The sequence below is a fragment of the Rathayibacter sp. AY1H3 genome (genome assembly GCF_002932015.1).
The window spans coordinates 1-23042 of the sequence record NZ_PSUU01000003.1 but is presented as its reverse complement, the minus strand read 5'-3'; the positions used below and the strand labels follow the sequence as shown (position 1 = coordinate 23042).

Genomic DNA, 23042 nt, shown 5'->3' with positions numbered 1-23042 from the left:
CCGGCAGCTGTCCCGTACCGCCTGGGCGGGCCGCCGTCGCGGGCCCGTACCGACCGGCTCAGCCGAAGTCGAGGGAGAGCTTCCGGAGGAGCTGCGCCAGCCGCTCCTGCTGGGCGTGGGTGAGCGCGCCGAGCAGCTCCTGCTCCGCGTCGACCAGGCGGGTGATCGCCGCGTCGACCCGGGCGAGCCCCGACGGCGTCATCTGCACCAGCACGCCGCGCCCGTCGTTCGGGTCGTCGAGGCGCTCGACGAGGTCGCGCTCGACCAGCCGGTCGATGCGGTTGGTCATGGTCCCGCTGGTGACCATGGTCGCCTGGAGGAGCTGCTTGGGGCTCATCCGGTAGGGCGCGCCCGCGCGCCGCAGGGCCGAGAGCACGTCGAACTCCCACGTCTCGAGCTCGGACCGGCCGAAGGCGCTGCCGCGCGCGCGCTCGAGCTGCTTGGCCAGCCGGCGCATCCGCGAGAAGACCTGGAGCGGCGTGAAGTCGAGATCGGGCCGCTCCCGGACCCAGGCGTCGACGATCCCGTCGACCTCGTCATTCGCACTCACCCGTCCATTGTGGCGGCTGCGCGGCTCGGGCGACGCCGGGAGGCGGGCGGGCCCGGGAGGCGGACGGGCCGGGAGGCGGACGGCCGGGAGGCGGGGGCCTCCCGGGCCGCCGTCGCCCGCCCGAGCGGCGGCCGCCCGCGCCCGAGGCGGAGCCGGGGGCGCGGGGATGGCAGGATGGACGGCGCGCGATCGCGCGGTCCGCCATGGTGTAACGGCAGCACGGCAGCCTTTGGAGCTGTCCGGTCCAGGTTCGAATCCTGGTGGCGGAGCGGCACCAGGACGGTGCGCTCACGGAGGAGAACGCGAAGAACATGGCAGACAGCACGCTCGCCGTCGTGATCCTGGCGGCAGGCCAGGGCACCCGCATGAAGTCCCGCACCCCGAAGGTCCTGCACCGCCTCGCCGGGAGGCCGCTGCTCGGGCACGTGCTCGACACGGCCGCCTCGCTCGACGCGGCGCACGTCGTCACCGTGGTGCGCCACGAGCGCGACCGGGTCGCCGAGGCCGTCCTCGAGCACACGCCCTCCGCGCTGGTGGTGGACCAGGACGAGACGCCCGGCACCGGCCGCGCGGTCGAGCAGGGCCTCGCGGCGCTCCCGGAGTCCTTCGCCGGCACGGTCGTCGTGCTGAGCGCCGACGTCCCGCTGCTGGACGCGCCGACCCTCCGCCGCCTGGTCGACGAGCACCTCGCCGCGGCGAACGCGCTCACCATGCTCTCCTGCGTGCTCGAGGACCCGACCGGCTTCGGCCGGATCGTCCGCGGCGGCGACGGCGCCTTCGCCTCCATCGTGGAGCAGAAGGACGCCAGCCCCGACGAGCTCGACCTCACCGAGATCAACGCCGGCGTCTACGCCTTCGACGCCGCCGCGCTCCGCTCGGTCATCGGCGCGATCGGCACCGAGAACGCTCAGCGGGAGAAGTACCTCACCGACGCCGCCGCCGCGCTCAAGGCCGCCGGCCGCGCGATCGAGGCCGTCCCTGTGCAGGACCGCTGGCTCGTGGCCGGGATCAACGACCGCGCCCAGCTCGCCGACGCGGCGCTCGAGCTCAACGCGCGCATCGTGCGCCGCTGGCAGCTCGAGGGCGTCACGATCCAGGACCCGGCGACCACCTGGATCGACGTGGACGCGGTCCTCGCCCCGGACGTCGAGATCCTCCCGGGCACGCAGATCAAGGGCCCGACCGTCATCGCCACCGGCGCGGTCATCGGCCCGGACACCACGCTCGACTCCTGCGAGGTCGGCGAGGACGCGGTCGTGAAGCGCTCCGACGCGACGCTCGCCGTGATCGGCGCGAAGGCCCAGGTCGGCCCGTTCTCGTTCCTCCGCCCCGGCACCGTGCTCGGCGCCCGCGGCAAGATCGGCACCTACGTCGAGACCAAGAACGCCGTGATCGGCGAGGGATCGAAGGTCCCGCACCTCTCCTACGTCGGCGACGCGGTCATCGGCGAGGAGTCGAACATCGGCGCCGGCTCGATCTTCGCCAACTACGACGGGGTGAGCAAGGCGTCCTCCGTGGTGGGCTCGCATGTGCGTGCGGGGTCGCACAACGTCTTCGTCGCCCCCGTTAGAATCGGTGACGGAGCGTACACGGGCGCCGGCACGGTCATCCGCAAGGACATCCCCGCCGGAGCCCTCGGGATCACCGTCGCTCCGCAGCGCAACATGGCCGGGTGGGTGCAGACCCACCGTCCGGGCACCGCAGCGGCCGACGCCGCCGAGGCGGCCCTGGCGTCGGATCCCACCGGATCCGACCAGGCGCCCACCGGAGGAAGCGGAGCACAGTGACCGGCATCACCGCCAGCAACAAGAAGAGCCTGGTCCTCGTCTCGGGGAGGGCGCATCCGGCACTGGCGGAGGCGGTCGCCGCCGAGCTCGGGACCGAGCTCGTCACGACCGAGGGGCGCACCTTCGCCAACGGCGAGCTCTACGTCCGCTACGGCGAGTCGGTCCGCGGAGGCGACGTGTTCGTCCTCCAGTCGCACACGTCCCCGATCAACGAGTGGCTGATGGAGCAGCTGATCATGGTCGACGCGCTCAAGCGCGCCTCCGCCAAGCGGATCACCGTGGTCGCCCCGTTCTACCCCTACGCGCGCCAGGACAAGAAGGGCCGCGGCCGCGAGCCGATCTCGGCCCGCCTCGTCGCGGACCTCTTCAAGGCGGCGGGAGCCGACCGGATCATGTCGGTCGACCTGCACGCGGCGCAGATCCAGGGCTTCTTCGACGGCCCCGTCGACCACCTCTTCGCGATGCCGGTGCTGCTCGAGCACTTCCGCGAGAAGCTCGACCCCTCGACCCTCACCATCGTCTCGCCCGACATGGGCCGCGTCCGCGTCGCCGACATCTGGAGCGACAAGCTCGGCGTCCCGCTGGCGATCATCCACAAGCGCCGCGACCCGAAGGTCGCCAACCAGGTCTCCGTCCACGAGATCGTCGGCGAGGTGAAGGGCCGCGTCTGCCTCCTCGTCGACGACCTCATCGACACCGGGCGCACCATCGCGAAGGCGGCCGAGGCGCTGAAGAAGGCGGGCGCGATCGGCGTGGTCGTCGCGGCCACCCACGCCGTCTTCTCGGACCCGGCGGTCGAGCTCCTGAGCTCCGAGTTCATCGACTCGGTCGTCGTCACCGACACTCTGCCGCTGCCGCCGGAGAAGACCTGGGACCGCCTGACGATCCTGCCCATCGCTCCGCTGCTGGCCCGCGCCATCCACGAGGTCTTCGACGACGGCTCGGTGACGTCGATGTTCGACGGCGACGCCTAGGACCCCGCGCCCCGGGTGCGCCCTGCACGGTGCACCCGGGTCCCGCCCCGGCTCCACCGCCTAGGGTGAGGCCGTGCCCCAGCGTTCGGATGCGACCCTCGCCCTGGCGGCGGTCTTCCTGGTCTGGTCGCCGGCCGCCGCCGCAGCGGGCTGGTGGCTGCTCCTCGGGCTCGCTGTCGTTGCGGCCGCCGCGGCCCTGAGCGCCGTCGCCGATGCCGGGCGCACCGTCCACGACGGCCCCTCCTCCGAGTGGCTCGGGATCGTCGGGCGCGCCTTCGCCTCGGCCGCGCTGGCCCTGACCGCGGCCCAGTCGGTCCTCGGGGGAGCGGCCCGGCCCCTGGCCGTCCTGCTGCTCGTGGCCGTCGCGCTCTTCGGTCTGCGCGGCGGGCGCCTCCCCGCTCGCCCGGTCCTGCTCCTCGTCGGTGCGGTCGTCGTCCTGCTGGCCGCCGCCGCCGTGATCGTGCTGGTGTCCCCTCCGGACCCCGCGCCGCTCGACCCGCTGCGCGACGGAGGGCCGCTGGGAGCCGGCACCGCCGCGGCCCTGCTCCTGATCCTCCTGCCGACCTCCCGCTCCGGCGCGGTGACGGCTCTCCGCCCCGCCCTGCTGCGCATCGGGATCGCCACGGCGGCCGCCGCCGCGCTCGGCACCGGTCTGCTCCTGGCGGCCGGTCCCGAGGTCCTCGCGTCCTCGGAGACCCCCCTGAGCGCTGTCACCCGGGGCACGCCCGCGTCCGGGCTCGTCGGGGCCGCCGCGGTGATCGCGGTCCTGCTCGCGCTCCTCGACCTCGGGAGGAGGGATGCGCGCGCCCTCGTCCGTCTCGCCGGCGCGGGGGAGATCCCGGCAGTGCTCGCCACCAGGAACCGCAGGACCGGCGTGCCGGCGGCGGCCCAGCTCGTCCTCTGCCTGGTCGCCGTGCTCGCGGTCGTGATCCTCGACGCCGACGCGCTGCTCGCCTTCGCCGTGGCCGCCCTGCTGGTGGCGACCATCGTGCGGCGCCTCGACCACGGAGCGGCCGGGGCGAGCGGGCCCGCCCTCGCGTCGGCCGCGGTCTCGCTGCTGCTCCTGCTCGCCCTCCCGGCGGCCACGGCGGCCGCCGCAGCGGTGCTCCTGGCGGCGCTCCTGATCGCGCGCGCGTTCCGGACCTGAGGGGTCAGCCGGCCCGGGCGTCGAGCGCCCGCTCGGGGAGCCGGACGCCATCGCCCGGCTCCGCTGACGACGGGGGAGCTCCCTCCCCGACGCGGAAGGCGCCCCCGCCCGAGGATCCGAGGATCCTGCAGGCGGGGGCGCCTTCCCGTGCGACGCGGGTCAGTGCGTGGAGGGGTCCTGCTCGACCTCGGTGCGGTCGCCCGACCACAGCGTGTGGAAGGTGCCCTCCCTGTCGACGCGCTTGTAGGTGTGCGCTCCGAAGAAGTCGCGCTGGCCCTGCACGAGAGCGGCCGGGAGGCGCTTGGAGGCGAGCGAGTCGTAGTACGACAGCGCGGCGCCGAAACCGGGGATCGGCACGCCCGAGAGCGCGGCGGTCGAGACGATGCGGCGCCAGGCGGCCTCGCCGTTGGCGACGGCCTCGGCGAAGTACGGGTCCTCGAGGAGGGTCGTGATGCCGGCGTTCTCGTCGTAGGCGTCGACGATGCGGTTGAGGAACTGGGCGCGGATGATGCAGCCCGCGCGCCAGATCTTGGCGACCGCTCCCTTGTCGATCTCCCAGCCGTATTTCTCGGCCCCGGCGATGATCGCGTCGAAGCCCTGCGAGTAGGCGACGACCTTGGAGGCGTAGAGCGCGGCGCGCACGTCGTCCTCGAAGCCCTCGTACTTCTCGACCGGGGTCGGGCGCGAGGTGACGCGGGCCTGCACGGCCTCGCGCTGCTCGGGGTGGGAGGACACGGCACGGGCGAAGACGGCCTCGGCGATGCCGCCGACGGGGACGCCGAGGTCGAGCGCGTTCTGCACGGTCCAGACGCCGGTGCCCTTCGAGCCTGCCTGGTCGAGGACGACGTCGATGAAGGGGTTGCCGGTGTCGGCGTCGACCTGGCGGAGCACCTCGGCGGTGATCTCGATGAGGTACGACTCGAGGTCGCCCTTGTTCCAGGCGTCGAAGACCTCGGCGATGGCGGCGGGCTCGTGTCCGCCGACGGTGCGGAGCAGGTCGTACGCCTCGGCGATGAGCTGCATGTCGGCGTACTCGATGCCGTTGTGGATCATCTTGACGAAGTGGCCGGCGCCGTCGGTGCCGATGTGGGTGACGCAGGGCTCGCCCTCGGCGACCGCGGCGATCGACGAGAGGATCGGGCCGAGGGTCCTGTAGGACTCGACCGAGCCGCCGGGCATGATCGACGGGCCCTTGAGCGCGCCCTCCTCGCCGCCGGAGATGCCGGTGCCGACGAAGTGGATGCCGGTCTCGCGGACGGCCTTCTCGCGGCGGATGGTGTCGGTGAAGAGCGCGTTGCCGCCGTCGACGATGATGTCGCCGGGCTCGAAGACCTTCGTCAGCTGCTCGATCACGGCGTCGGTGCCTCGGCCGGCCTGGACCATGATGATCGCGGTGCGCGGGGTGGCGAGCGAGGCGGCGAAGTCCTCGATGGTCTCGGACGCGACGAAGCCCGCCTCCGGGTGCTCCGTGATGAGGGTCTCGGTGCGGCCGTAGGAGCGGTTGAACACCGCGACCGTGTTGCCCTCGCGGCTGGCGAGGTTGCGGGCGAGGTTCGAGCCCATCACCGCCAGACCGACGACTCCGATGTTGGCTGTGGCGGTGGGCTTGTCAGACACGGTTCTCCTCGACGTTCGCGTTCAGGGGCGAGCCCAGGCTAGCCCCGGGTCGCTCCGGGGAGCCCGGGTCCGAGCCGTCTCCCGGCTGCACATCGGTCGTGCGGCGCGCGCACGGTCTTGCGCGCGCCGCGACGACCGCGACCGGAGCCGGTCAGGCGCCGTGGCCGAGGGGGACGCGCTCCGACGGGATCGGCGGCGGCGGGGGAGTGCCGTCGCCGAACGGGCGGCCGCCGAGCTCCTCGCGGCGCGAGGGGACGAGCCAGCCGGAGAGATCCGGGCCCTTGGGGACGACGCCGGTCGGATTGATGTCCCGCTGCACCTCGTAGTAATGCGACTTGATGTGGGTGAAGTCGATCGTGTCGCCGAACCCCGGAGTGGCGAACAGGTCGCGGGCGTAGCCCCAGAGCGCGGGCATCGCCGACAGCAGGTTCCGGTTGGCCTTGAAGTGGCTGTAGTAGACGGCGTCGAAGCGGGCGAGCGTCGTGAAGAGCCGCACGTCCGCCTCGGTGATGGTGTCGCCGACCAGGTAGCGGCGGGTGCTCAGCCGCTCCTCCAGCCAGTCCAGCCGCGCCCAGAGGCGGTCGTAGGCCCGGTCGTAGGAGCGCTGCGATCCGGCGAAGCCGCACTTGTAGACGCCGTTGTTCACGTCGTGGAAGACCAGCTCGGCGATCTCGTCGATCTCCTCGCGGTGCTCCTCGGGGTAGAGGTCGGGGGCGCCGTCGCGGTGGAACGCGGTCCACTCGGTGGAGAAGTCGAGCGTCATCACCGGGTAGTCGTTGGTGACGACCTGGCCGCTCGGGATGTCCACGAGGGCCGGGACGGTGATCCCGCGCGGGTAGTCGGGGAAGCGGGCGAAGAACGCGTCCTGGAGGCGGGGGATGCCCAGCACCGGGTCGACGCCGCCCGGATCGAGGTCGAAGGTCCAGCTGCGCTTGTCGTGCGTGGGCCCGCAGATGCCCATCGAGAGGGCGTCCTCGAGACCGAGCAGGCGCCGCACGATCACGGCGCGGTTCGCCCACGGGCAGGCGCGGGAGACCACGAGGCGGTAGCGTCCCGTCTCCACCGGGTACCCGTCGCGACCGTCGGCGGTGATCCGCGTCGGGATGTAGTTCGTGTCGCGGTGGAAGCCGTTCTTCTCGACGTAGGAGCCGAAGTCGTCGCTCGTCATACCCGCACGGTAGGCGGTCCGCCTGGACGTCCGGCTCCGAGTCCGGCGGCGCGACCGCCTGCTGGCGGGCGGCCGCGATGCCGGGTAGGATCGGCAGCTGAACTTCGGCGAGGGATGCACGTGCATCCGTGATCGACGCGGTGGAAGCAGGCGAGGCCCCCACGGGGCGCCACGGACTTCTCCTCACGCTGACATGCGTTCGAGTCGACAAACCGTCCGTGGCCGCAGGCCACGACCCGATCCGGTGGCGTGCGCGCCGCCCAAGGAGAACATCATGGCTGAACTGACCAACAAGGTCGTCGTCGAGGTCCGCACCTCGTTCGGCAAGGGCGCCGCCCGCAAGATCCGCGCGCAGGACAAGATCCCCGCGGTCCTCTACGGCCACGGCACCGAGCCCCAGCACCTCACCCTCCCGGGCCACCAGGTGCTCCTGCTCACCCGCAAGGCGAACGCGATCCTCGAGCTCGACATCGAGGGCGCCGCGCAGACCACGCTGGTGAAGGACATCCAGCGCGACCCGGTGCGCCAGATCATCGAGCACATCGACCTCGTCGTCATCAACAAGGGCGAGAAGGTCGAGGTGGACATCCCCGTGCACGTCGAGGGCGACGCCGCTCCCGGCACCCTCGTCTCGATCGAGTCGAACACCCTCTCGCTCGAGGTCGACGCCACGCGCATCCCGCAGAACATCGTCGTCTCCGTCGAGGGCCTCGAGGCCGGCACGCAGATCACCGCCGCCGACGTCACGCTCCCCGAGGGCGCCACGCTGGTCACCGACGCCGAGGTGCTCATCGTCAACGTCACCGCCGAGGTCGAGCAGGACCTGGGCGAGGACGACGAGACCCCGGCCTCGGGCGACGTCGTCGCCGAGACCGCGGAGTAGTCCGCACCACCCCGGGAACGGGCCCGCTCGCAGCCGCGGCGGGCCCGTTCCGCGTCCGGCGGGGACCCCCCCCGCCGCCCCCGAGGAAGAGGAACGACATGGGTGACACCTGGCTGGTCGTCGGACTGGGCAACCCGGGCGCGCAGTACGCGCGCAACCGGCACAACGTCGGCCAGATGGTGCTCGACGAGCTCGCGACGCGGATCGGCGGCTCGTTCCGCCGGCACAACCGCGCCAACGCCGTGGTCGCCGAGGGCTTCCTCCGCCCGGGCGGACCGAAGCTCGTGCTGGGCAAGCCCAACAGCTTCATGAACCTCTCCGGCGGGCCGACGGCGCAGCTGCTCGACTTCTACTCGGTCGACCCGGCGCACCTGATCGTCGTGCACGACGAGCTCGACATCCCCTTCGACACCCTGCGCCTCAAGCAGGGCGGCGGTCACGGAGGGCACAACGGCATCCGCGACATCCTCGCGGCGACCGGAGGAGCCGAGTTCCTGCGCGTGCGGGTCGGCATCGGCCGCCCGCCGGGCCGCCAGCAGGCCGCCGACTTCGTGCTGAAGGACTTCGCCGGCCCGGAGCGCGAGGCGCTCCCGATCCTGGTCTCGGACGCCGCCGACGCCGTCGAGCTCATCGCCGACTCCGGCCTCTCCGCCGCCCAGCTGAAGTTCCACACCAGCGCCTGACCCGCCCTCCACCGAGGGAACCCTGGACGGCGAGGGAGACCGCAGCCCCGGGCTCCCTCGACGGTTCGGGGTTCCCTCGGCGGTCGGCCCGCGGGGCGGCCGTAAACTGGACCCGTGCCCCTCAACGAGATCATCTCGGCGCTGTCGCGCGCCTCCACGTTCGACGATGCTCTCGCGTACGCGGTGCGGGACGCCGACTTCTCGGTGGCCGACGGCCTCCGGGTCCCCCTGCTCGCGGGGCTGATCGAGAGGCGCGCGGAGGCGGGACGCCCGCAGGCGGCGCTGGTGGTCACGGCCACGGGCCGCGACTCCGAGAACGTGCGCGCCTCCCTCGGCTGCATGCTGCCGGACGCGGACGTCGTCGAGTTCCCGGCCTGGGAGACGCTGCCGCACGAGCGCCTCAGCCCGAGCGCCGAGATCGTGGGGCGGCGCCTGGACGCGCTGCGGCGGATGAAGCAGTGGTCGGGCGAGCGGCCCCTCGTGGTGGTCGCCTCCGTGCGCGCGGCGCTGCAGCCGGTCGCCGACAACCTCGCCGACATCGAGCCGATCCGACTCGTGAAGGGCGCCCGCGGTTACGACCTCGGCCGCATCTCGGCCGAGCTGGTCGACCTGGCCTACGCCCGGGTCGACATGGTCACGCGCCGCGGCGAGTTCGCCGTGCGCGGTGGCATCCTCGACGTCTTCCCCGCGGTGGCCGAGCATCCGAGCCGAGTGGACTTCTTCGGCGACGAGGTCGACTCCATCCGCGGCTTCTCCGTGGCCGATCAGCGCTCGCTCCCGGGCGAGGCCGACTCGGTGGTCCTCCCGCCGAGCCGCGAGCTGCTGCTGGTGCCCGCGGTGAGGCAGCGGGCCCGCGAGATGCTGCACGAGTTCCCGAGCCTGTCGGCGATGCTCGCGAAGATCGCCGAGGGCATCCCGGTCGAGGGGATGGAGTCGCTCGCCCCCGCGCTGCTGGAGCGGCTGGTCCCGATCTCGCACTACCTTCCCTACGGTGCGGCCGTCGCGGTCCTCGCCCCCGAGCGCGTGGCGACGCGGGCGATCAGCCTCGCCGAGACGAACCGCGAGTTCCTGCAGGCGGCCTGGAGCGCGGCGACCGCCGGCGCCGAGGCCCCCATCGACCTCGCCTCGGGCGAGTTCATCTCGCTCGGCACGCTCCGCGACTCCGTGAAGCTCAGCGCCCCGGGCGCCGACGCTCCCGACCACCCCTGGTGGACGATGAGCACGTTCCGCCAGGGCCCCGCCGCGGGCGAGGCCGAGGTGCTGCCGGAGGAGCTCGGGATCGACGAGATCCTCGCCGTCCGCGTCGAGGGCGAGCCGGTCCCCGGATTCGGAGCGAGCGTCGAGGGCGCCCTCGCCCACGTCCGCGCGCGCCTGGCCGACGGCTGGACCGTGGTCCTGACCGCGCCCGGCACCGGCACGGTCGAGCGCACCGACCAGGTCCTCGCCGAGCACGAGGTCGCCGCCCGCATCGTCGCCGACCTCCCCGCCGGGCTCGAGACGGGCCTGGCCTACGTGGTCCAGGCCTCCGTCGACCACGGCTTCGAGGTGGAGGAGGCGAAGCTCGCCCTGCTCACCGACACGGAGTTCTACGGCCGCACCGTCGGCTACGACTCCCGCGCGGTGAAGAAGCTCGCGTCGCGCCGCAAGAACGTCGTCGACCCGCTGCAGCTCACCCCCGGCGACTTCGTGGTGCACGCCACCCACGGCATCGGCCGGTTCGTGGAGCTCTCTCAGCGCGAGGTCTCCAGCGGGGGCCGCAACGCGATCAAGACGCGCCGCGAGTACCTGGTGCTCGAGTACGCCCCCAGCAAGCGCGGCTTCCCCGGCGACAAGCTGCTCGTCCCCACGGACCAGCTCGACCTGCTCTCCCGCTACGTCGGCGGCGAGGCTCCGGCGCTGAGCAAGATGGGCGGGAGCGACTGGGCGCAGGCCAAGAGCAAGGCCCGCCGCGCGGTCCGCGACATCGCGGTCGAGCTCGTGAAGCTCTACTCCGCCCGGATGGCCTCCCGCGGGCACGCGTTCCCGCCGGACACCCCCTGGCAGCGCGAGCTGGAGGAGGCGTTCCCGTTCGCCGAGACCCCCGACCAGCTCACCGTCATCGACGAGGTCAAGGCCGACATGGAGCGGCCGATCCCGATGGACCGCCTGCTCTCGGGCGACGTCGGCTTCGGCAAGACCGAGGTCGCCGTGCGCGCCGCGTTCAAGGCGATCCAGGACGGGAAGCAGGTCGCGATGCTCGTGCCGACCACGCTGCTCGTCCGCCAGCACCTCGAGACGTTCCAGGAGCGCTTCGCCGGCTTCCCCGTTCACCTGCGGGCGCTCAGCCGGTTCCAGAGCGCGAAGGAGTCGAAGGAGACGATCGAGGGCCTGGCCGACGGCACCGTCGACATGGTCATCGCGACCCACCGGCTCCTCAGCGACAACATCGTCTTCAAGGACCTCGGCCTGCTCGTGATCGACGAGGAGCAGCGCTTCGGCGTCGAGCACAAGGACAAGCTCAAGGCGCTGAAGAAGAACGTCGACATCCTCTCGATGAGCGCCACGCCCATCCCGCGGACGCTCGAGATGGCGGTGACCGGCATCCGCGAGATGTCGACCCTCGCGACCCCGCCGGAGGAGCGCCACCCGATCCTCACCTTCGTCGGCCCCTACTCCGAGAAGCAGGTGTCGGCCGCGATCCGCCGGGAGCTCCTGCGCGAGGGCCAGGTGTTCTTCGTGCACAACCGCGTCTCGACGATCAACCGCGTCGCCTCGCAGCTCGCCGAGCTGGTTCCCGAGGCGCGGATCGCGGTCGCGCACGGCAAGCTCAGCGAGTCGCAGCTCGAGCGGATCATCGTCGACTTCTGGGAGCGCAAGTTCGACGTCCTGGTGTCGACGACGATCGTCGAGACCGGCCTCGACATCCCGAACGCCAACACGCTGATCGTCGACCGCGCCGACAAGTACGGTCTCTCGCAGCTGCACCAGCTGCGCGGGCGGGTCGGCCGCGGCCGCGAGCGCGCCTACGCCTACCTCCTCTACGACGAGACGAAGCCGCTGAGCGAGACCGCGCACGACCGGCTGCAGACGCTGGCCGCCAACTCGGACCTCGGCGGCGGCATGCAGATCGCGCTGAAGGACCTCGAGATCCGCGGTGCGGGCAACCTCCTCGGCGGCGAGCAGTCCGGGCACATCCAGGGCGTGGGCTTCGACCTCTACCTGCGGATGATCGGCGAGGCCGTCGACACCTTCCGCGGCGAGGTCGCCGAGGGGCAGACGGAGCTGCGGCTCGAGCTGCCCGTCGACGCGCGCATCCCGGAGGAGTACGTCGACAGCGAGCGGCTGCGCCTGGAGGCGTACCAGAAGCTGTCGGCCGCGTCGTCGCCGACGGCGAAGGAGGGGAGCATCGACCTCGTGGTCGAGGAGCTGACCGACCGCTACGGCGAGCTGCCCGAGGCGGTCGAGAACCTCATCCTGGTGTCGAGGCTGCGGATGCGCGCACAGAAGGCGGGCCTGAGCGATGTGGTCGCGATGGGCTCGAACGTCCGCGTGGCTCCCGCTCATCTGCCCGACTCGATCCAGGTGCGCCTGCGCCGGATGTACCCGACCGCGAAGTACCTGCAGCAGGCCGACGCGGTCGTCGTGCCGATGCCCGTGCTCGACGGCGTTCCGCTCGGCGACCGGGCGCTCATCCAGTGGGTGGCGTCGCTCCTGGACTCGCTGTTCCCGGAGCCGGTCACCGTCTGAGGTCCTCGGGGCGGCGCTCCCCGGTGGCGCGCCGCCCCGCTCCGGCGGCCGTCGCCGCTGCGGGAGGGCCCGCTGGCAGGATGGAGGGCATGCCGCTCCTCGCCGCCCGACGCCCCCGCGAGCCGGAGCCGCTCGCCGGCCCGCTGGTCGCCGTCCGCGGGGTCGCGGTCCGCGCCTCGGGGGTCGAGCTGCTCGCCCCGTGCGCCCTCGAGGCGGAGGCGGGGGAGCGCGTCGCGGTGACGGGCCGCAACGGCACCGGCAAGACCACGCTCCTGCGGGTGATCGCCGGCCTCACCGCTCCGAGCGAGGGAGTCGTGGCGGTGGCCGGGCGCGCCCCGGAGGAGCGCTCCGCCGCCCACCGCCGCGCCGTCGCCGCCCTGATCGGCACCCCGCCCTTCGAGCGGGACCTGACCCTCGAGGAGCACCTCGCGATGGTGGCCGTCTCGTGGGGCGCGCCGGTCGCCGACGCCCGCCGCGAGGCCGCGGCTGGTCTCGACGCGCTCGCGCTCGCTCCGCTCGCCCGCCGCTTCCCGCACGAGCTCTCCTCCGGGCAGACGCAGCTGTTCTCCCTCGCGCTCGTGCTGGCCCGGCCCTCGGCGGTGCTGCTGCTCGACGAGCCGGAGCAGCGGCTCGACGTCGAGCGGGTGCCGCTGGTGGCGGAAGTCCTGCGGCGCGCAGCCGCGTCCCGGGCACTCGTCGTCGCGACCCACAGCCCTGTGCTGATCCAGGGTCTGGGCGCGCGGGTCGTCGAGCTGGAGCGGGCGTGACGCGCGCGGAGAGGGCTCGCGTCGCCGAGGTGCGGGCTCTGCACCGGCACCGCGCCGCGGCTCCGCCGAGTCCGCGCACCTACGCGGGCTACCTCGCCGCGATGACCGTCCTCGTCGTCGTCCTCCCCGTCGCCCGGGCCCTCGCGCTCCTCGCTGCCGAGGCGGGAGCCGTGCCGGAGCCGCTGATCGCCCTCGCCGCGGGTTTCGCCCTGCCCGCCGCCGTGCTCCTGGGCCGGGTGCGCGGACCCGCGGTGGGCGAGCCGCACACCACGGCCGTGCTGCTCGCGACCGATCTGCGCCGCTGGTCGGTGCTCCGCCGACCCGTGGTCCGGGCGTCGGCCGGTCTCGTGGCGTGCTGCTCCGCCGTCGCGTCGCTCCTCGCCCTCGCCGCCTCCGCGCCGCTCCTCGCGGCCGTCGCCGGCGGCGCCGCGTTCGCCGGCCTCCTCGCCGTCGCCTGGCTCGCCGGTCAGTGCCTCCCCTCGCGCCTCCCCGCGCTCGCGGCGGGCCTCCTCGCCTCCCTCGCGGTCCTCGGGGCCCTCCTGCCCGGTGCGCCCACGCCGGGCGGCCTCCTCGCCTCAGCCGTGAGCGGAGCGGAGGAGGTGCGCGCCGCGACCGTGCTGCTCGCGTCGGCCGCGGTCCTCCTGGCCGCGGCGCCCCGGCTGCTCGACGCCGCGCGCGGGCCTCGCCTCCTCGCCCAGGCCCGGCAGTGGTCGGCGACCGCCCGGCTCGGAGCGACGGGCGATCTCGCCGAGTCGCTCGACGGGTACCGCGCCCTTCCGGCGATCGGGCGGGGGCTCCGAGCGGTCCGCCTCTCCCCGCTCGCCCTCGCGGTGCCGGTGCGCGACGCGATCGGCGCGCTGCGCACTCCCGGCCGCTCGGCGGTCGCGGTCGTCGCGCTGGCCGCCGCCGGCGCCGCCGCCGTGCTCGCCGCGGTCGTGCCGTCCTCCATCCTCGCGCTCCCGGCCGCCGCGGCGGGCGTGCTCGCCTACCTCGGCGCCGGCGTCTGGAGCGACGGCTTCCGCCACGCCGCCGCGACCGCGGGACAGCCGGCGCTCCTCGCCCCCGGCCCGTTCGAGCTGCTCCTCCTGCACGCCGTCCTCCCGCTGGTGCTCGCGGTCGGAGTCGCGGTGCTCGGCGCCCTCGCCGCCTCGCTGCTGCTCCCGGGCGCGGCGGTGCCGGTGGCCGCCGCGACCGCCGTCGCCGCCGTCGCCGCGCGGGCGATGGACGCGACCCGGGGTCCGCTGCCGCCGCAGCTGCTCAGCCCGGTGCCGCTCCCGATCGGGGACGGCGCGGGAGTCGCGGTGGTCCTCTGGAACCTGGCGGGTGCACTGGTCAGCGCCTCGACCGCGGTGTCCGTCGCGGCGTCGCCCGGGCTCCTCGCCGCGGTGCCGCTCGTCGCCGGCGGCTGCCTCCTCGTCGCGCGGCGGCGTCTCGCGCGGGCCTGAGGCTCCCGGGCGCCCGCGCCGCCCGGATGTCCGCGGCGGCGGCCGGACCGGATGCGAGGATGGCGGGGTGACCGCGCATCCCCGGCTCGACGAGCTCATCCGCACCGTCCACGTCCTCCGCGCCCCGGGCGGCTGCCCGTGGGACGCCGAGCAGACCCACGAGTCGCTCGTGCGCTACCTGATCGAGGAGTCGCACGAGCTCGTCGACGCCATCGAGGCGGGGGACCGGGCCGACCTGATCGAGGAGCTCGGCGACGTCCTCTACCAGGTGCTCTTCCACGCCGACCTGGCGGCCGAGAGCGCCGAGCCCTTCACCATCGAGGACGTCGCGGCGCACATGAACGCCAAGATGATCGGCCGCCACCCGCACGTCTTCGGCGACGCCACGGCCGAGACGGCCGACGACGTCATCGCGGTGTGGGACGAGCTCAAGCGCACCGAGAAGCCGCACCGCACCAGCGTGCTCGACGGGATCCCGCAGGGCATGCCCGCCCTCGCGCTCGCCGACAAGGTGATCGGCAAGGCGACCTCGCTGGGCGTCGTGGACGCCGGCCAGGGCCCTCTGCCCATCGAGTCGGAGGAGGACCTCGGCCCGCTGCTGCTGGCCATCGTCGCCTCCGCCCGCGCCCAGGGGCTCGACGCCGAGCGCGCGCTCCGCACGGCGACGCGCGACCTGCAGGACGAGATCCGCGCGGTGGAGCAGGAGCGGCGCGCGGACTGAGGCGTCCGCCGGCCCGCCCCGGCCGATCTGGGAGAATCGCCGTCATGGCCTCCCCGATCACCCCGCCCCGCGGCATGCGCGACTTCCTCCCCGCCGACAAGGCGAAGCGCGAGCACGCGCTCGGCGTCATCCGCCGCGTGTACGCCTCCCACGGGTTCGACGAGATCGAGACGCCCGTGGTCGAGGACTTCGACCGCCTCCACTCCGGGCTCGGCGGCGACAACGAGAAGCTCGCCTTCAGCGTCCTGCGCCGCGGGCTCACCCGCGACGACCTGGCGGCGGTCGACGACGCGTCCGCCCTCGCCGACCTCGGCCTGCGCTTCGACCTCACGGTGCCTCTCGCCCGCTTCTACGCCTCGCACCGCGCCGAGCTGCCGGCCGTCTTCCGCTCGGTGCAGATCGCGCCGGTGTGGCGCGCCGAGCGCCCGCAGAAGGGGCGGTACCGCCAGTTCGTGCAGTGCGACATCGACATCATCGGCGAGCCCGGGCAGCTGGCCGAGGTCGAGCTCATCACGGCGACCGCGGCGGCGCTCGACGCCCTGGGCCTCGAGGACTGCACCATCCGGATCAACGACCGCCGCATCCTCACCGGAATCCTCGAGCACTGCGGCTTCGCCCCCGAGCGCTTCGGCCCGGCGCTGATCTCGATCGACAAGCTCGACAAGATCGGCGCCGCCGGGGTCGTCGCCGAGCTCGAGGCCGACGGGCCGGACGCGGCCGCGGTCCTCGGGGGCTACCTCGCGCGGATCGAGCAGGCGGTCGCCGCCGGGGGAGTGGCGCTCGAGCAGTCCGCGATCCTCGACGTGCTGCCCGAGGGCATCGACCCGGAGGCGGTGCTCGCGCTCGAGACGCTGGCCCGGTCGCTGCGCTCGCTGCCCGCCGGCGTCTCGCTCCGCTTCGACCCGACGCTCGTGCGGGGCATGGGCTACTACACCGGCACGATCTTCGAGATCGCGCACCCGTCCTCGGGCTCCTCGGTCGGCGGAGGCGGGCGGTACGACGGGATGATCGGCCGCTTCCTCGGTCAGGACGTGCCGGCCTGCGGCTTCTCGATCGGCTTCGAGCGGATCGTCGAACTGATCGGCGGTGCCGTCGTCGAGCGCCCCGACGCCGTCGTCCTCGTCCACGAGCGCGACGCGGCGCCCGAGCTGCTGCTCGCGCTCAAGCAGGAGCTGATCGCCCGGGGCTCGCGCGTGCGCCTCGAGCGCCGGGCGAAGAACCTCACCCCGCTGCTGGACCGCGCGGCCGCCGCGGGCTTCACCCGCTTCGCTCTCGTTCCGCGCGATGCCGCCTCCGCCGCCGACCTCTCCTTCAAGGACCTCGGCTGAGCCGCGCCGGCGGCGCCGGGTGAGCGACGCCGGCTGCCTGCGCTGAGCCGCGCCCGTGGGAGGGGCCGGGCCGTCCTGTGAGGCCTGAACAGGGTCTCAGACGATCCGTCAGAGGATCATGCCGATCTGGTCGGATCCTTGTCGGATCCGTGAGAGCCTTAATACCCGCGAAATCTGCGGACACACCCGAGAAATCTCCCCCGGATAGCGTCGAGGCACCCGATCGGCGCGGCTTGGCGCGCCTGCACGGGCACCCCGTCGCGACCCCGCGCACCGCACCGCAGCAGCCCTGACGATCCCCACCCGAGGAGTCCCCTTGACCCTGTCGCCCCTCCGCTCCCTCCCGGCCTTCGACCGCCGCAGCCTCCTCCGCCTGGCGGGTGTCGCCGGCCTCGCGATCGGCGGCGCCTCCGTCCTCGCCTCCTGCGCCTCCGACTCCTCCGGCGCGTCCGCCGCGGACGGCGGCGACCTCGGCACCCTCAAGGTCCAGCTCTCCTGGATCAAGAACGAGGAGTTCGCGGGCGAGTTCTTCGCCGACTCGAAGGGCTACTTCACCGAGGCCGGCCTGGCAGGAGTGACGCTCACCCCCGGCCCCTCGACGGGCGTGGCCGAGCTCCTCTCGGGCAGCGCGGACGTCGCGCTCAGCGACGCCGTCTCGATCGGCACCGCGATCGCCCAGCAGGAGGCCCCGCTCAAGATCATCGGCGCGACCTACCAGAAGAACCCCTTCACGGTCCTCTCGATCAAGACCGCCGGCAACATCGCCACTCCGGCCGACCTCGCCGGGAAGAAGATCGGCGTCCAGGCCTCGAACACCTCCCTGTTCCAGGCGCTGCTCGCCGCGAACGGCCTCTCCGAGTCCGACCTCACGGTCGTCCCCGTCGAGTACGACCCCTCCGTGCTCGTCAACGGCACCGTCGACGGCTTCATCGCCTACCTGACGAACGAGGCCATCACGGTCGCGGCCGAGGGCTACGAGGTCGTCAACCTGCCCTTCGCCGACAACGGCCTCCCCTTCGTCGCCGAGACCTTCTCGGTGTCGGAGCAGGCGATCGCCGAGAAGCGCGACGCTCTGAAGGCGTTCCTCGTCGCCGAGATCAAGGGCTGGACCGACGCGGTCAACGACCCGGAGGCGGGCGCGATGCTCGCCGTCGAGAACTACGGCAAGGACCTCGGCCTCAACGAGGAGTCCTCCAAGAAGGGCGCCACCATCCAGGCCGAGGAGCTGGTCGTCTCGGACGAGACGGTCTCGAACGGCCTCTTCACCATCTCCGAGACGCTGCAGTCCGAGACCATCGCGTCCCTCGCGGGCGCCGGGATCGACGTCACGGCCGAGGACCTCTTCGATCTGACCCTCCTCGACGAGGTCTACGAGGAGAACCCCGAGCTGATGAAGTACGCGGCCTGATCCTGATCCACGAAGGGCACCACTCGTGACCGACACGACCGACGCCGGCACCCTGTGCGACCAGGGTGCCGGCGGCACCGGCATCCAGATCCACGGCCTGTCGAAGACGTTCCGGATGGGCTCGCGCAGCGTCGCGGCGCTGCAGGACACCGATCTCCACACCGACCAGGGCAGCTTCCTCGCCCTGCTCGGCCCGTCGGGGTGCGGCAAGTCGACCATCCTGCGGATCCTCGCGGGGCTGGAGGAGCCGACGTCCGGCTCCATCCGGGTCGACGGCCGCACTCCCCAGGAGCTGCGCCGCGACAACAAGCTCGGCATCGCCTTCCAGGACCACGCGCTCCTGCCGTGGCGCAGCGTCATGGCGAACATCCGCCTGCCGTTCGAGATCGCGGGCAAGAGTGTCGACCAGTCCTACATCGACGAGCTGATCGACCTCGTCGGCCTCCGCGGCTTCGAGAAGGCCAAGCCGGCCCAGCTCTCGGGCGGCATGCGCCAGCGCGTGTCGATCGCGCGGTGCCTGATCCTCAAGCCCGAGGTCCTGCTGCTCGACGAGCCGTTCGGCGCCCTCGACGACATGACGCGGCAGAAGCTCAACCTCGAGCTGCTGCGGATCTGGACCGAGAAGCCCGCCACGACGCTCCTCGTCACGCACGGCATCTCGGAGGCGATCTTCCTCTCGGACCGCGTCGCGGTGATGAGCCCGCGCCCGGGACGGGTGAAGGAGATCATCGACATCGACCTCCCCCGCCCGCGCACCCCCGAGATGCAGCGCACCCCCGAGTTCCACGCCTACGTCGACCAGGCCTCCGAGCTGCTGTTCGGCGACGGCGGCGCGGCCGCGGACGACCGCGTCTAGGAGGCATTGTGGCCACCACGCTCCCCGCGGCCCCGCGCCGCACCCTGTCCCTGCCTCCGTGGCTCACCGGGCTGATCGGCGTCGCCGCGATCGTCGCCGTCTGGTGGATCGTGGCGCTCGTCACCGCGCCCACCGGCGCCGCGACCTACGCGCCCGTCCCCACTCCCGTGCAGGTCGTGCAGACCGCGATGGAGGACGGCGCCGGCTTCTACTGGCGCAACTTCTCCGTCACGATCGGCGAGGCGGCCGTCGGCTACTTCTGGGGCAACCTCCTTGCGCTCGTGCTCTCGGCGCTCGTGCTGGTCCTGCCCTGGCTGGAGGGGGTCGTCTCGCAGCTCGCGGTCATCACCTACTGCGTGCCGATCGTCGCCATCGGAGCGATCGTGCTGCTGATCCTCGGCGGTGCGGACGCTCCCGGGAAGGCGAGCGCGACGGCGATCTTCCTGGCCGGCCTCTCGGTGTTCTTCACCACGGTCGTCGGCAGCCTGCTCGGGCTGAAGGCGGCCGACAAGGCGGCGCTCGACGTCGTCACGGTCTACGGGGGCTCGCGGTTCACCCAGCTGCGCAAGGTCCGTCTGATCGCGGCGCTGCCCAACATCCTGTCGGCGCTGCAGATCGCGGTGCCCGCGGCCTTCCTCGGCGCGATCCTCGGCGAGTACTTCGGCAAGATCGAGACGGGCGTGGGCCCGATCCTGGTCGCGGCGCAGGTCTCGCTGAACTCGCCCCGCGTCTGGGCGCTCTTCCTCCTCTGCGCGGGCGTCGCGCTCCTCGGCTACGGCATCGTCGGACTGATCGGGCGCCTCATCGCGCCCTGGTCCTCCGGAAAGCGGGCATGACCATGACGACCACCGTCCCCGACCGCACGGAGCAGTCCACGGCCACGTCGATCCTCGCGGTCGACGAGCTGCGCCGCCAGCTGCGCACGGCCGCCCTCGGCGCGACTCTCAAGAGCCTGCGCAAGAGCCTGCTCGTCGCCCTGTCGACGATCGTGATCGTGCTGGCGATCTGGATCGGCGTGGTCCTCTTCAGCGGGGTCTCGCCCTACGTGGTCAAGGGCCCGTGGGACGTCTGGCAGCACCTGGTGACCGATGCGAAGGCCGCGGAGCACCGCGCCGAGCTGGGCGGCCTCTTCGCCGTGACCATGGGCGACGCACTGATCGGCTTCGCGGCCGGCCTGGTCGTGGCGATCCTCGGCGCGATCCTGTTCCGCCTGTCGAAGGGCATCGAGCACGCGCTGATGCCGTTCGCGATGCTGCTGCGCTCGGTGCCGCTGATCGCGATGGCGCCGCTGATCATCCTGGTCTTCGGGACCGGCTCGATCGCCTCGGTCGCGGTCATCGGCGGGATCGTCGTCCTGTTCCCCGCGCTGGTGACGATCGCCTTCGGCCTCAACAACGCCTCCCCGCAGATGCTCGACGTGGTCGCGGTCTACGGCGGCAGCACTCTCACCGCGATCCGCAAGGTGGCCATCCCCGGCTCGCTGCCCTCGCTCTTCGCCGCGATCCGCATCTCGGTGCCCGGAGCGATCACGGGCGCGCTGCTCGCCGAGTGGCTCTCCACCGGTGCGGGCATCGGCGGGGCGATCAACGCCTGGTCCGCCCAGGCCCGGTTCGCGGACGTCTGGTCGGCGGTCGTGCTCGTGACCGGCGTCTCGCTCGTGCTCTACATGCTCGTGCAGGTGCTCGAGACCTTCGTCCTCTCCCGGATGTCCCTCTCCCTCACCTGACCCCGTCGCTTTCCCCCTTCCGCGGGACGCCACTCGAGTGCGGCTCGCCCGGTGGGTCGCATACCCGGGTGGCGTCTCGCGGGAAGGGGAGGGCAGGGGGAGCGGAGCGACGGGGCCCGGTCAGACGGTGACGATCGCGTCGACGCGGTGGCCGGCCAGCACCTCGCGGCCGCCGAGCCCGTCGAGCTCCATGACCACCGCGATCCCCTCGAGGCTCCACCCGGCGCGCTCGATCAGGCGGCGGCTCGCGTCGAGCGTGCCCCCGGTCGCCAGCACGTCGTCGACCAGCAGCAGGCGCGCGCCGCGGGGCGCCGCGTCCTCGTGCACCTCCAGCATCGTCTCGCCGTACTCGAGGGTCGCCTGCTCGCGCAGCACGGCCCGCGGCAGCTTGCCGGGCTTGCGGATGGTCACGACGCCGAGGCCGGCCGAGTAGGCGGCCGCCGCGGCGAGCAGGAAGCCGCGCGCCTCCACGCCCGCGATCGCGTCGATCCGTCCGCGGTAGGGCTCGATCAGCGCGTCGGCCACCGCCCGCAGGGCCTCGCCGTCGCCGAAGACCGGCGTGAGGTCGCGGAACAGGATGCCCGGGCTCGGGAAGTCCGGGACGACGGCGGTGAGACGGTCGACGTGGTCGGCGGCGGTCGTGGTCACGGGGAACCTCCGGGTCGGCGGGTGCGCCCGGGCCGTCCGGCGATCGGGCCCTGGGAGTCTACGACCGGCCGCGGTCTCCTGCGCTTCGGAGGCGGTCAGTAGACTCCTTCCCGACCGCTCCCGTCTCCGGGAGCCCACCCGTCAAGAGGAGATAGTTGTGGCCCTTATCGAGGCAGTCGTCGCCCGAGAAATTCTGGACTCCCGTGGCAACCCCACGGTCGAGGTCGAGGTCCTGCTCGAGGACGGCGCGTCCTCGCGAGCGGCCGTCCCGTCCGGCGCCTCCACGGGCGCGTTCGAGGCGTACGAGCTCCGCGACGGCGACTCCGACCGCTACCTCGGCAAGGGCGTGCAGAAGGCCGTCGACGCCGTCATCGACGAGATCGGCCCGGCCATCGAGGGCTTCGACGCCACCGACCAGCGCCTCGTCGACGCCGAGCTGATCGAGCTCGACGGCACCGAGAACAAGTCCCGCCTGGGCGCGAACGCGATCCTCGGCGTCAGCCTCGCCGTGGCCAAGGCCGCCGCGCAGTCGTCGGACCTCGACCTGTTCCGCTACGTCGGCGGCCCGAACGCGCACACCCTGCCCGTGCCGCTGATGAACATCATCAACGGAGGCGCGCACGCCGACACCGGCGTCGACATCCAGGAGTTCATGGCCGTCCCGCTGGGCGCCGAGTCCTTCTCCGAGGGCCTGCGCTGGGGCGTCGAGATCTACCACGCGCTCAAGGCGCAGCTGAAGAAGGCCGGCTTCGCCACCGGCCTCGGCGACGAGGGCGGCTTCGCCCCCGACCTGCCCACCAACCGCGAGGCGCTCGACTTCATCCTCAAGGCCGTCGAGGCCGCCGGCTTCACCCCCGGCAAGGACATCGGGCTCGCGCTCGACGTCGCCTCCTCGGAGTTCTACGAGGACGGCGCCTACACGTTCGAGGGCAAGAAGCTCTCGGCCGAGGAGCTCTCCTCCTACTACGCCGACCTCGTCGCCAACTACCCGCTGGTCTCGATCGAGGACCCGCTGGACGAGGACGACTGGGCCGGCTGGACCCACCTCACCGCGGCCATCGGCGACAAGGTGCAGCTCGTCGGAGACGACCTGTACGTCACCAACCCGGTGCGCCTCGCCCGCGGCATCGCCGAGAAGGCCGGCAACTCGATCCTGGTCAAGGTGAACCAGATCGGCACGCTCACCGAGACGCTCGACGCCGTGGCCCTGGCCCAGCGCAACGGCATGACCGCGATCCTCTCGCACCGCTCCGGCGAGACCGAGGACACCACCATCGCCGACCTCGCGGTCGCGGTGGACGGCGGCCAGATCAAGACCGGCGCCCCGGCCCGCTCGGACCGCGTCGCGAAGTACAACCAGCTGCTGCGCATCGAGGAGATCCTGGGAGGTGCGGCGACCTACGCGGGTCGCTCCGCCTTCCCGCGCTTCTCCGCGTAGTCTCGGCACGCCGGACCGGCCCCGGAGCCCAGCACCTCGGTGCGGGCGCCGGGGCCGCTCCACTTCCCCCGCCGCGATCGAGGACAGCAGGGATCCGGCCCAGTCGCTCGGGGTCTCCTGCACCGTGTCGCTCGCGGGCTGCTGCGCCTGCTGGGCGAGCGTCACGTCGT

At 72.9% G+C, this 23042-nt stretch carries 19 protein-coding genes and 1 tRNA gene; 16 read left to right on the top strand and 4 right to left on the bottom strand.

Annotated features, from left to right (window positions below):
* Positions 1-58: 58 nt before the first annotated feature.
* The gene (locus tag C5C33_RS02450; RefSeq protein WP_104222340.1) at positions 59-550 is read right to left on the bottom strand and encodes a MarR family winged helix-turn-helix transcriptional regulator; all 492 of its coding nucleotides are present in this window, start codon (positions 548-550) and stop codon (positions 59-61) included.
* A gap of 197 nt (positions 551-747) precedes the next feature.
* On the opposite strand from C5C33_RS02450, the gene C5C33_RS02445 reads away from it, so the two are divergent.
* The 4 genes from C5C33_RS02445 to C5C33_RS02430 all read left to right on the top strand — a co-directional run bounded on the left by C5C33_RS02445 (position 748) and on the right by C5C33_RS02430 (position 4458).
* Positions 748-819 (top strand) — tRNA-Gln (locus C5C33_RS02445).
* A 42-nt stretch (positions 820-861) separates the two neighbouring features.
* Positions 862-2337: a bifunctional UDP-N-acetylglucosamine diphosphorylase/glucosamine-1-phosphate N-acetyltransferase GlmU gene (gene glmU / locus C5C33_RS02440; protein WP_104260365.1), complete on the top strand. Its 1476-nt coding sequence runs from the start codon at positions 862-864 to the stop codon at positions 2335-2337.
* Positions 2334-3311: a ribose-phosphate diphosphokinase gene (locus C5C33_RS02435; RefSeq protein WP_104222342.1), complete on the top strand. Its 978-nt coding sequence runs from the start codon at positions 2334-2336 to the stop codon at positions 3309-3311. The genes glmU and C5C33_RS02435 overlap by 4 nt, the downstream gene beginning before the upstream one ends.
* 73 nt (positions 3312-3384) lie before the next feature.
* Entirely contained in the window at positions 3385-4458 is a 1074-nt protein-coding gene (locus C5C33_RS02430) for a hypothetical protein (RefSeq protein ID WP_104260318.1), read from the top strand.
* Positions 4459-4617: 159 nt separating this feature from the next.
* Here C5C33_RS02430 and gndA read toward each other — a convergent pair whose 3' ends face one another.
* Positions 4618-6075 (bottom strand): NADP-dependent phosphogluconate dehydrogenase, encoded by a 1458-nt coding sequence (gene gndA, locus C5C33_RS02425; protein WP_104226928.1) that lies wholly within the window; start codon positions 6073-6075, stop codon positions 4618-4620.
* Positions 6076-6226: 151 nt separating this feature from the next.
* A complete protein-coding gene (locus C5C33_RS02420; protein ID WP_104260317.1) occupies positions 6227-7243 on the bottom strand; it encodes a glutathione S-transferase family protein in 1017 nt (338 codons plus the stop codon).
* Between the two features lie 274 nt (positions 7244-7517).
* Here C5C33_RS02420 and C5C33_RS02415 point away from each other — a divergent pair, with 274 nt between their 5' ends.
* From C5C33_RS02415 to C5C33_RS02365, 11 genes are all read left to right on the top strand, one after another.
* Positions 7518-8126 (top strand): 50S ribosomal protein L25/general stress protein Ctc, encoded by a 609-nt coding sequence (locus C5C33_RS02415; RefSeq protein WP_104238997.1) that lies wholly within the window; start codon positions 7518-7520, stop codon positions 8124-8126.
* A gap of 98 nt (positions 8127-8224) precedes the next feature.
* Complete coding sequence (pth, locus tag C5C33_RS02410; RefSeq protein ID WP_104233681.1) at positions 8225-8809, top strand: aminoacyl-tRNA hydrolase; 585 nt, start codon at positions 8225-8227, stop codon at positions 8807-8809.
* Between the two features lie 114 nt (positions 8810-8923).
* Positions 8924-12535 (top strand): transcription-repair coupling factor, encoded by a 3612-nt coding sequence (gene mfd, locus C5C33_RS02405; protein ID WP_104260316.1) that lies wholly within the window; start codon positions 8924-8926, stop codon positions 12533-12535.
* Between the two features lie 89 nt (positions 12536-12624).
* Entirely contained in the window at positions 12625-13302 is a 678-nt protein-coding gene (locus tag C5C33_RS02400; protein WP_104260315.1) for an ATP-binding cassette domain-containing protein, read from the top strand.
* A complete protein-coding gene (locus C5C33_RS02395; protein WP_104260314.1) occupies positions 13299-14747 on the top strand; it encodes a hypothetical protein in 1449 nt (482 codons plus the stop codon). Before C5C33_RS02400 ends, C5C33_RS02395 begins: the two co-directional genes overlap by 4 nt.
* Before the next feature lie 67 nt (positions 14748-14814).
* A complete protein-coding gene (locus C5C33_RS02390) occupies positions 14815-15468 on the top strand; it encodes a MazG family protein (protein ID WP_104222356.1) in 654 nt (217 codons plus the stop codon).
* A gap of 44 nt (positions 15469-15512) precedes the next feature.
* Positions 15513-16796, top strand: a complete 1284-nt coding sequence (hisS, locus tag C5C33_RS02385; RefSeq protein ID WP_104260313.1) for a histidine--tRNA ligase — start codon at positions 15513-15515, stop codon at positions 16794-16796.
* 316 nt (positions 16797-17112) lie between these two features.
* A complete protein-coding gene (locus C5C33_RS02380; protein WP_258059873.1) occupies positions 17113-18204 on the top strand; it encodes an ABC transporter substrate-binding protein in 1092 nt (363 codons plus the stop codon).
* 115 nt (positions 18205-18319) lie between these two features.
* Positions 18320-19060: an ABC transporter ATP-binding protein gene (locus tag C5C33_RS02375; protein WP_104222373.1), complete on the top strand. Its 741-nt coding sequence runs from the start codon at positions 18320-18322 to the stop codon at positions 19058-19060.
* A gap of 8 nt (positions 19061-19068) precedes the next feature.
* A complete protein-coding gene (locus C5C33_RS02370) occupies positions 19069-19896 on the top strand; it encodes an ABC transporter permease (RefSeq protein WP_258059477.1) in 828 nt (275 codons plus the stop codon).
* Positions 19893-20786: an ABC transporter permease gene (locus C5C33_RS02365; RefSeq protein WP_104222359.1), complete on the top strand. Its 894-nt coding sequence runs from the start codon at positions 19893-19895 to the stop codon at positions 20784-20786. Before C5C33_RS02370 ends, C5C33_RS02365 begins: the two co-directional genes overlap by 4 nt.
* Before the next feature lie 120 nt (positions 20787-20906).
* Here C5C33_RS02365 and C5C33_RS02360 read toward each other — a convergent pair whose 3' ends face one another.
* Positions 20907-21434, bottom strand: coding sequence for an adenine phosphoribosyltransferase (locus C5C33_RS02360; RefSeq protein ID WP_104260312.1), 528 nt, complete (start codon positions 21432-21434; stop codon positions 20907-20909).
* A 157-nt stretch (positions 21435-21591) separates the two neighbouring features.
* On the opposite strand from C5C33_RS02360, the gene eno reads away from it, so the two are divergent.
* Entirely contained in the window at positions 21592-22872 is a 1281-nt protein-coding gene (gene eno / locus C5C33_RS02355; protein WP_104222361.1) for a phosphopyruvate hydratase, read from the top strand.
* The last annotated feature ends 170 nt before the right edge of the window (positions 22873-23042 follow it).